10 protein-coding genes are annotated in these 10,223 nt (G+C 36.1%); all 10 read left to right on the top strand.

Translation table 11 applies throughout. The features are described from left to right. Window positions 1–299, top strand: a 299-nt coding sequence (locus AZ66_RS22350) for a copper amine oxidase N-terminal domain-containing protein (protein ID WP_197081753.1), incomplete at its 5' end; no start/stop codon positions are given. A 473-nt stretch (window positions 300–772) separates the two neighbouring features. Further along, window positions 773–2,062: a hypothetical protein gene (locus tag AZ66_RS22345; RefSeq protein ID WP_044356867.1), complete on the top strand. Its 1,290-nt coding sequence runs from the start codon at window positions 773–775 to the stop codon at window positions 2,060–2,062. Between the two features lie 443 nt (window positions 2,063–2,505). Next, entirely contained in the window at window positions 2,506–3,993 is a 1,488-nt protein-coding gene (locus tag AZ66_RS22340; protein WP_044356866.1) for a hypothetical protein, read from the top strand. Window positions 3,994–4,755: 762 nt separating this feature from the next. Further along, window positions 4,756–5,256, top strand: coding sequence for a hypothetical protein (locus tag AZ66_RS22330; protein WP_044356864.1), 501 nt, complete (start codon window positions 4,756–4,758; stop codon window positions 5,254–5,256). Between the two features lie 18 nt (window positions 5,257–5,274). Then, window positions 5,275–5,610: a low molecular weight protein tyrosine phosphatase family protein gene (locus AZ66_RS22325; protein ID WP_044356863.1), complete on the top strand. Its 336-nt coding sequence runs from the start codon at window positions 5,275–5,277 to the stop codon at window positions 5,608–5,610. A gap of 258 nt (window positions 5,611–5,868) precedes the next feature. Then, window positions 5,869–6,861: a helveticin J family class III bacteriocin gene (locus AZ66_RS22320; protein WP_044356862.1), complete on the top strand. Its 993-nt coding sequence runs from the start codon at window positions 5,869–5,871 to the stop codon at window positions 6,859–6,861. A 316-nt stretch (window positions 6,862–7,177) separates the two neighbouring features. After that, window positions 7,178–7,951, top strand: a complete 774-nt coding sequence (locus AZ66_RS22315; protein WP_044356860.1) for an arylamine N-acetyltransferase — start codon at window positions 7,178–7,180, stop codon at window positions 7,949–7,951. A gap of 268 nt (window positions 7,952–8,219) precedes the next feature. Next, window positions 8,220–8,771: a hypothetical protein gene (locus AZ66_RS30140; RefSeq protein ID WP_052648777.1), complete on the top strand. Its 552-nt coding sequence runs from the start codon at window positions 8,220–8,222 to the stop codon at window positions 8,769–8,771. Window positions 8,772–8,794: 23 nt separating this feature from the next. Then, complete coding sequence (locus AZ66_RS22305) at window positions 8,795–8,983, top strand: hypothetical protein (RefSeq protein ID WP_021258673.1); 189 nt, start codon at window positions 8,795–8,797, stop codon at window positions 8,981–8,983. Between the two features lie 644 nt (window positions 8,984–9,627). Continuing rightward, entirely contained in the window at window positions 9,628–9,750 is a 123-nt protein-coding gene (locus AZ66_RS33420) for a hypothetical protein (RefSeq protein WP_269433125.1), read from the top strand. Window positions 9,751–10,223 lie beyond the last annotated feature (473 nt).

Genomic DNA, 10,223 nt, shown 5'->3' with positions numbered 1-10,223 from the left:
TATTCACGACTGAACACAATGTCATGGTGCCAATCGAGGAGATCGGTAAGGCGCTGGGCTACAAGGTTGAAAAGAACGAGAAGACTGGCGCATACGAGTTCATGCGCGGAGCGAGATGGATTGCCCTGAAAGAAGGCGACAAGAGAGCCTCTGTAGCTAAAATGTTCGTCGAGCTGAAGGAAGCACCAGTCGTGAAGAACGGCAAGCTCTTCATGCCACTCGATTCCATGCAGGATGTCTTCGGGGCCAAGTTCGGCGTAGACCCAACAGGTGTTGTCGGGATTAGCGATAAAGAGTAAGAAGTGGGATGAACTGAGGCTATCGCTTCAGTTTAGATATAAGTAAGATTAAAAAGATAAATAGATATAGAGAAACTACAAAGAGAAGATAAAAGGTTAGAATTAGATATGAGTCAAAAGACACGCCAATAGTCAGGGAATCCCATGACTATTGGCGTGTCTTTTTGTGTTGGAATAAGGTATGAAAGCTATTTTTAGGTCAAAAAAGAGTGATTTTTATAAGCACACTAAAGAACTGGTATAAATTACATGGTAATTTCAGCCTGTGCGATAGATAATTGGTGGTGGGTATTACAAATATAAGTTATATGAGATCATAAAAGGAAGGGACAACATTTTTATATTTATTTTATACATTACATTTGGTAAAGAAACTTGGAACAAATTAATCTATAAAGGATGGGTATGTGAAATATATATCATTGAAGTCGCCATTTATTAATTAAGAAAGTGTATCCAAAGGAGAGGATTTAATGGAACTTTATGATGAAAAGAACATTAGATTTAGAGCATTAGCGCATGATTTTATGAACGCTACTAGTCTATCGGCTCTTTTTAATGCAGCACTCACTCATGTAGACTCTTTAGATGAATTTAAAATAATTACAATTGCAAACGATATAGATAGAAATATAAATCCTAATAATATTAATTCCGCAATTAATAAATATTCAAAATATATTGCACCGTATTTTCCAAGCTCGAAACTATATTTTTTTAGTAAAAACATTGTAACAAGTATGCTGAAGGGTGGAGATGTGCCAATAGCAATAGACCATACAGTAATGTTTGACTCGAACTTTGCAACTTATATTCATAAATTCATTAATAAATTGCCGATGAATGGAATTACAAATGATTTTTACTTAATAATAGATGATATTCTAAAGGAAAAATGGAATTTTGATTATACTTTTTATTTACTTGAAAGTTATAAGACACTTATTGGGATTGAGGATGTTAAAGAATCAGTACAATATTCAGCAATACTTGCAAATGTTAAGAGTTTGGAATTATTTAAAAATGTTGATTCAGAGTGTTATGAAAAAACTGGAGAAATAGAGTTTCTTATAAGTGATGAAGCAGCAGAACGTACTGCAATAGAGTTGTGTGAGTACTATTATTTGAGCGAAGGTAGTGGAATATTCCTAAATCAGCACTTTCTTACAAAGCAATTTATATTACTTACTTTAATAGGAATAGTGAGAATTAAATTTGAAGATAATAAAAGTGCAGATAATAAGATGTTCTCATATTTTGATTTTGTAAGTAACCATATAGGGTTAAATCTTGAAAGAGAAACTCTTTTGGCATATGAATATTTTAGGAATTCTTCCAATCTTTATATACTCAGGAAGATTAATCAAAATACCAAAAAAGAGAAAATCCTTGAAATGCTTGACAATATTGCGTGGGATTTTATGATTCCAAGAGTAATGGAGTCTAGTATGTCTTATATGGCAGAGGGTGATTTTTTACTTCCATATTTTCTATCCTTTGATGATGGATTAATAAAGCTTTTAAATATGCTAGAACCTAAAGGTGTGATCATTGACACAAAAGAATTGCACAGTACTCCTTTTAGGAATAATGATTACCTTGATTATTTTAAGAATGACCGCTTGTGTAGCAGTATTAAAAATATTTTTGATCCATTAAATTCGGATAAAAGAATGGAAACCTACCAATGCACTAAAGAAAATTTGGATAAAACAATTCAACTCGAATTAAATAGATTATTTGAAAACCTTAAAACCTTTTAAAACTAATTGCTTCCATTTTACATCTCTTAATAGGTTAGTAGTTATTTAGTGTTAAAAACTTCATTGTATACAAAGTGAATAAAGAATGTTTAGTAAAAGAAATATGTATATATGATGAACAATTGCTTATAAGGATAAGAATACATATCATAAAATGAGCAGTAACATAAAATTCTACCCATTGCAAAAATTACTCTAATATGACTAATGTTTAAAAAAATCACATTAACAAGACAATAAAGAATGAAGAAATGCGGGAAGATATCACGAAAAAGTCTCGACAGAACATAACATATCTTTATACTCGGTAGTCTAACTACAGTTCATTGGTCACGTTTAAGATACATCAATTCATTTGCTAGGGTAAAAAGACTACGTTGACGTCATATATGCGGAAACGATAATTTGATTAACAAAAAACATACTATTAAGGAGAGATTTCTATGAAAATAAGTAAAGCCTTTAATCTTGGGGTTGAACAAATACAGCTTGATTTCGTAGATATTGATATGAGCAGAGATTATCAGCTTTATATCGATCCATTTTTAATTTCAACTAGACAAGATCCTTGGTCCGTTGAAGTGGATCGGACAATTAAGAACTTTTTTTCTAAAGTCGCTGAACATATTAGAAATGGAGAAAACGAAAAAGCAATTGAATTATTTCAGTTTATGTCTGAGCCAAAAGAGACATGTTTAGGTATCAGTAAAACAGGTACTGTTAATGGAAAAGGCGTTGGAGAGGAGAATGCAACTGAAATAATCAAGGAAATAATTAGAAGTGATGCTATTCGAACAGGAGTTGTTCAGAATATTGAAGATATTATTATTTTTGTAGATGATGTAGATAAAGATAAGCTATCAGACATGACAACAAATATTATTCGAAAACATCTGGTTGATTATACTAAAGAACAATGTAAAATTTGGGGCATACAACTTAAAGAAGATGAAACATTGCCATACTGGCATCCTGTTGAAGAGGATTGGATCACTTCCAAGGAAGAATTACTCTTCTATAACGGAAGGGAGATACTTCTAGTTCCAAAATCAATAGTATCATATTTATCTGAATACAATGCACAGAAATACGGTTGGAACTTTGTAGTGACAGAAGAAAGAGATGAACAGTTACGAAGAAGAACTGCTTTGGTGAAATATAGAAAGTATAAAAACGGGAAAGAGAGATACTCGCTACCAAAAAAAGATGTTGATAAATATATTAGTAGTCAAATCGCAGAAGGCGAATTTGAAAGTAGAAAAGACTATTTAAGAAAATATACTCAAAAGAAGCCAGAATTATTCGATAGATTTAGAAAGTCGAGATCTGGAGTAGTTAAATCAATTTCAAACGAACAATTTATGGAGTTCACAGGATATTCAGATGTTTCAAAGATTGTAGATGCATTGATAATTAGTATTAGAAGCATTCCAGTAGGTACTAAAAATGCTTCAGAATATCATAAGTTCGTAAAATCAATACTTGAGATACTTTTTTATCCTAATCTTAATAATCCAACTATGGAAGAAAAACTCCATCAGGGAAGAAAACGTGTTGATATTATTATGAATAACATTGCAAATACAGGTTTCTTCAGAAGGCTACAAGAGATAAATAAAATTTTTTGTCCATATGTGTTTATAGAATGTAAGAATTATAGTAAGGATATTGCAAATCCAGAGATTGATCAATTGTCTGGAAGATTTGCATTTAATAAGGGGAAATTCGGAATATTAATGTGCAGAACAATTGATAACAAGGAATTACTATACCAACGGTGTTCAGATACGTACAGGGATGATAGAGGGCTAATAATTCCACTAGATGATGATGATATTATCGCAATGTTAGAATCAATCAAAGATGAACAAAGTAATGGAATAGAACAAATTCTTGAGAAAATAAAAAGAATGATAATAATTAATGGATAAGGAGGTATAGCACACATGTCCCTGAGTGGGAGTTCCTCAATTTTGGAGAATACAGGATTCATGCTGATTATGCTCTAAAGCATTTTACGAAGGATAATTGTCCCTATAAGTTGAATGGATTTCTTTATAATGAGGATGACCACGAAGAGAGGTATGCCCGAGGGCGATTCTTCGAAGTCATACTATTGTTTGAGAATATTTGAGAAGGATACGTTTCTCCAATACATCCATATTTATAAAGATGATTTTCTGAATAGATTAGCAGCATTAGATGATAAGTGGTCTTGGACTGAGGCTAACACCCAACGTCTACAGGAGCAAATTTTAATCCGCATGAAAACGGGGAAAGTCTTAAATCAGATGCTCAACGATTTTCGACAAATTGGTCTTCAAAATGATTGTTAAGGAATATGATTGTTAAGGAATAGTAGGCGGGTCTAATTTTACTGAATTTTAAGGATTTGTCTGAAGATGGTGCTGACTTAGAATACAAAGTCAGGAATAACTATTCGTGAGGGGTATTTGACTCATTGGACTGAAAAAGATCCCGATGGAAGTCGGGGATTATTGGTATTTCAAAAGTTTAAGCACCCTTGGTGAGTTTGAACGGACTTGGCCTGTTCAATGTAAACATAATTATCATTCGGGAAAGATTCAAGCCCCATTAAACCGGAAATTGGTATGAATGAAGGTGTAGGTAAAGAAAATACCGAGAGTGGATAAACTAATTGGCACAAGATTAACATTCCGAGGTAATATAATATGCTAAAATTCGAAAACAAAGAATTAGGAATATATAATTTTTGGCTTCCCAAAGAAATTGAAGCACAAATTATAAAATGTTTTGTTGGATTAAATGATCAATTACTTTTCCCTTATTATGCATGTAATTTCGAATCGTTCCCAGAAGACATTGATTACATAAAAGCTCGGACAAAGTTTATAAGCCAAGATCCAGTTTTCGAAGATATAACACTTTTAAATCCAAACGATTATATATATTGGTACGAGCCTATTGGCTTTGAGGATTTAGTGGGTATACTTAATAGGGATTATTTTACTTATAGATGTATTGTTGTTCCCAGAGATGGTTCGTTGAAAGATTGTAGATTTAAATTATTCACTTATGAGCATGCAATGTATATGGAAGAAGAAACAAGAGCCTTATATATTGAAGAAAGCAAAGAAAATGATTATGAAAATAATGTTTATCCGCTCGTAAGGAAAATTTCAATGGAAGTAACGAATGAAATGAAATTTTAAAACAGAAGGTGAAGACTCATAAAATTACTATTCGTATGCAGCAGAAATAAATGGAGAAGCTTAACTGCGGAGAAAATCTTTAATCTTTTGAATGAATATGATGTAAGGTCGGCAGGTACTGAAGAGGGTGCTCGGGTTAAGGTTACAGGTGGTCATATCGGCTGGGCAGATATCATTTTTGTGATGGAGAAGAAGCATGTCAGAAGATTAAGGGATAAGTATAGTTTTGAGCTGAATGGCAAGAAACTAATATGCTTGGATATCCCTGATGATTATACATATATGGATGAAGAGCTAATCGAGTTATTGAAAGCCAGAGTATCCGAATATATAGAAATACCAATTGAATTTTGAAAGAGAAAGAAGAAGCCTCAACTGGGAATAAAAATGATCATAGGAGCATTATGGATACCAAACTTGTTCCTGTTCCGTTGAAGAGAAAGAATCTGAATGTTGATCAACCCTGCTAGGAACTTTTTCAGAAATCCTTCGTTCTAAATTGCTTGCATTCCCAATATAATTTAGTTCGTAATCGAGTAAGGTGGTTTCAAACGATCGATTGCATGTTATGGTATCTCGTCCAATACTATTTTTCTTAATGGAGGTATCCGGATGTTGCAAGTTCAAGCTTTGGATCTTCTGAAAAAACAGTTGAAAATGTTCACACCTGTTGTTCTCGCCATTCTTATTTTTGGAATGTCTGTTTTGCCCGCTTTTGCGGCTACTCCTGGGAAAACGGTAAGCGCATCGGCAACGCTCGCTTATAATCTTAAAGGATTGAATCACAATGTGGCTGTGCAGAAAGCTTACATCGCAGATAAGTATCTTTATGTAACTCAGCGGTCTGGGGGAACATGCTATCTTTCACGATTGCTCATAAACGGAAATGACGCTACGTACGTGGATGAAATGACCGTTACCAACACTGGACATTGTCAGACCCTCGATATGTATACATACAACGGTATCAATTATTTCTATTTCAGTTCAAAGGCGGATCCTTCAACATCGAATTACTGGTCCCTCCAGGTGGCAAGACTTTCATACTCTGCCGGTACGACAGTTGATTATACGGCTCTTCATCGGTTCACCTACATGAATTATGCGAATAAAACGGGTGCAAGATTAGGGGAGACCTATCGTGTTGATGGGGGAGGCAATAGTAAATATACGGTTTTCCGGGTACAAACGAAAGAAGGTACTGTAACTTGGTCGATTTATGACACAGTGGCATTGAATAAACTTCTTGATAGCAACGACCAAGTTCGTATGGATAGTACGGCGGCGAAAAGCGCCTGTGTGACCAGTTATACGCAGTCGGGAGATGGTATAGTCAGACCGAACGGGTCTTTCCAGGGGGCTGATATGCTCGATAGTACAGAAATATATACATCAGGTGGAGCAGAAGGTCAAACCCCGCAGATTGCGATGATGACAAACACTGGAGCGTACAAAGCCCTTGTGAAAATTACGAATGTGGGGACTCATGAAATCGAGGGCGTACAGACCAAAAACGGCAACGTATATTTTACAATCGTTACGGATCCCGTAAATAAGAAGAATACGCAGAAAGTTTATTACGTTCCTGATAGCTTATTTAAATAACGGTCAAACCGGGTCAACCTGAGTGCGTAAAGTTTCCAAACAGAAATCAAGTGCAGACATAGTAAGCCGCCATTTTGGTGGCTTATTTGTCATCTTGAAGAAGTATTGGAGCTCACAACAGATGAATGCTTAGAATGTCGACCATCATCGGGTACATGGGAATATCGCTCTTACAACTGCAGCTCTAATTAGATCATTTTTTGAAATATAGACTGGAAAATATGGAAATTACAAGCGATGAGGGAGATAATAAATATAGGAAAGACGCCTTGTTCAATGGGATAAATATCGCGAAAGCATATGAAAGGAGTTCACTATGGAACATGAAGCGTTAGTTGCTCGGTTTCTTCATTTTCTGTCGGTTGAAAAGCAGCCTATTAGCTTGGCGTTTCTCAATGAACTTATTCAGAGGCATCAAGAGAGAGTAAGATGGGAAACGCTGACGAAAATACTCGATTGGAAAAAAGGAAATCGAACAGGAAACTACCTCCCTTCTATTGATACGTACATCGAGCGCATCGTGAACAAAGGGATGGGAGGAACATGCTGGACAAATGCAATAGGGTTTCATTGGCTGCTATCCAGGCTTGGATTTTCCGTTTCTTATATGTACATGGATCCTGGCCACTTGTGTTTGCGCGTGGACCTCGATCAACCTTACTATGTAGATGTCGGATATTGTGCTCCGCTATTTCAGGCATACCCGCTGTATCAATCTTTTCAAGTGAAAAATGTAAGGGAAGTCTTTACCTATCAGGTATCTCAGAATGAAATTCAGATTATTCGAAACCCCGGACCTACTAAAACCCTTGATCCCAATCCGATAGTATTAGAAAAAATGACTCCGCTGATTAGGAATGCGAACAATTGGGATACATCGCCTATGCTGCAAAACATTCAAATTTTCGGCTATATCAATGGAATTCCGACTTCGTTGAACGATAATGTGCTAAAGCAATATTTTCAGCATGAGAAGGTGGAAAGACATCTAAACCCTGACGAGCTGAGAGAATGGGTTACGGAAAAGTTTCAAATCGATCAGCAAATGTACGAAAATGCCTTAAGCATATTCAATGATAAGAAAACATAATGTATGGAGCCTCATCGAGAATACGTGTTATTAGATAGGAAGCAGATCTTATATGCTACCGAAATAAAATATTTACAGTAAACATTTAGTGTTAAAGTTCTGATACAATCACTGCCATTTTCTTAGTTTAATACATAAGATTGAAAATTTGATAGAGAGTAATTATATCAAATAAATGGTTGACAATGGAATTAATGTGCTATATAACTAGATTTATCACATTATCTGGGTATAATGTGATAAATTATGAAGAGGAGGAAGTGCAGCAATGAAACCTAGTGTGAAACGTCTTCTGGCCACAACACTGTCTACGGCAATTATTTTCTCTGTGACATCACCTGTATTTGCTAATGTTGTTCCTACAGCCACCACTCCAAGCGCGTTTGACAACTCTAATCTTTCAGAACTTGATAGAATTGAATTGGAACTGAGACAAGTTGACTACGTAGATCTTTTCAGAACCGTAGGTTCGAATCTTGGAATAGTTGAGGCTTCTGGTGAAGCAAGCACGTTGGGATGGAAAAGTAAAGCTGCAAAAGAAATAGCAAAAGATTTGATCAAAAAACTCAAGAATGTTGGATCTCGGGCTTGGAATGAGCAGATAGCTAACTACGTGAATAAAATCCCGTTATTGAGCGAAGGAGCAAAAGATAAACTTAAATATTATCTTGGCTATCAAGTGTTAATGGAAGCTTTAAATGTTATGCTTAACTTTACGGGCATAGCGGAGGATGGACTCACATATGCTTTTGAATATATTGGGTTGCCTAAATGGTTGGCGGAAATTGCAGCTAGAGCTATTGTCTTCTTTCTGTTGTAAGGCAAATAAAGGAGGAACTAAACGTGTATATACTGGCACTGATTATATTTATTATTACAGGTTTAGTATCCGTACTTGATATTTTGTTTGGTATAAGTAATTTAGGTGGTGAGGGGTTCAATCTGGCGATTAGAATTTCACGGTTGTTGTTCGTTTCCTCAGCACTATTTTTGTTGGTTCGAAAGGATAAAAGCAGTAAAAAGAAGGACTAGTTCCCACGAATCGAATTGCAAGGAGACAGGACTAACTTGGTATATCAAGGGGGACTTTGAGACGTACTCGTACGAATCCGGACTTCTAAAACATATGTTAGTTAGGAAGGTGAGCTAAAGCAGCTCACCTTTTCAATTTCAAGGGCTGTATAAAGTCGAAATAAAGAGTTAGTTAGAGAAAAGTGGTTATACAGAACCCTCTACTGAGTTTTTAGGCTAATCATGATCTTGACTTGATTTTCAGCAGTTCATTAAAATGGTCTTGTTCTTTCTCTTTAGTTACAAAGTACGCATGCTTTTAATAGCAAAGAGCGCAGCAATTTTGCGACGGCCGTTTACTGACGCAATACTCTTTTCGAATTAACTTTATAAATAAACTAAAGTCGCTCATTCTTGGGCGGCTTTTTCGTATTATTAGGTCAACCGGAATTTCTGGTTGGCCTATTTTTGTAGGTATACTAAGATGGTGGTAGCCGGGAGTACGTGCGACTTTTAGGGGGAAAACCCCGGAAAAAACTGTTCTCATACTACCCCCAATGACCATGTTTGAGCTGGTTGAGACATTGAAGATCTCGTATCACAAGCGAAGCTATGGGTTTGGGGCCATCGTGGGAGTGCCGGCGAGTATCATTCAGGAGGTCATTATGGTACCAGTAATAGGAATGGATGTATCAAAGGAAAACAGTGTCATTCAAGCCTTTTTACGGAGAAATGAACCCTATGGAAAAGCGAAACAGATTTATCATAACGAGCAAGGGTTTGAGTGACTCAGCGTTTTGTGTGCAGAGTTAAAAACAAGGACAGGAGCGGAGCTGGTAGTTATTATGGAAGCTGGGGGCATTATCACCGAGGGGTCGTTTGTTACCTGACTCAGAAGAACATTCATCATATTATTCTTAATCCGCTACAGTCCAAGTGAGTAAAAGGAATAGGGCTTCGTAAGGTGAAGAGCGATGAGGCAGATGCATGGAGCTTGGCCGAAAGATGCTTTGCCACACCGAATCTGGGATGAGTCGTACATGGAACTTCAACACGCTACCCGCCAGCATGAGTTTGTTACATCGTTATATGTGCAAGCCAAGCTCAACACTAGGGCATTGTTAGATCAAGTAATTCCGGCTTATGAAGGAGTGTTTAGCGACCTATACTCAGCTACATCACTACAAGTGCTCAGAGCTGTCTGCAAGGACAAATGGATGAGGCGGAGATTATAGAGAAAGTACTAATAAAACATGCTGGA

Source organism: Paenibacillus sp. E194 (genome assembly GCF_000935845.1).
GTDB classification, from domain to species: Bacteria; Bacillota; Bacilli; order Paenibacillales; family Paenibacillaceae; genus Paenibacillus_B; species Paenibacillus_B alvei_B.
Note: the sequence above shows the minus strand (reverse complement) of the source record. Positions and strands in the feature narration are given on the sequence as shown.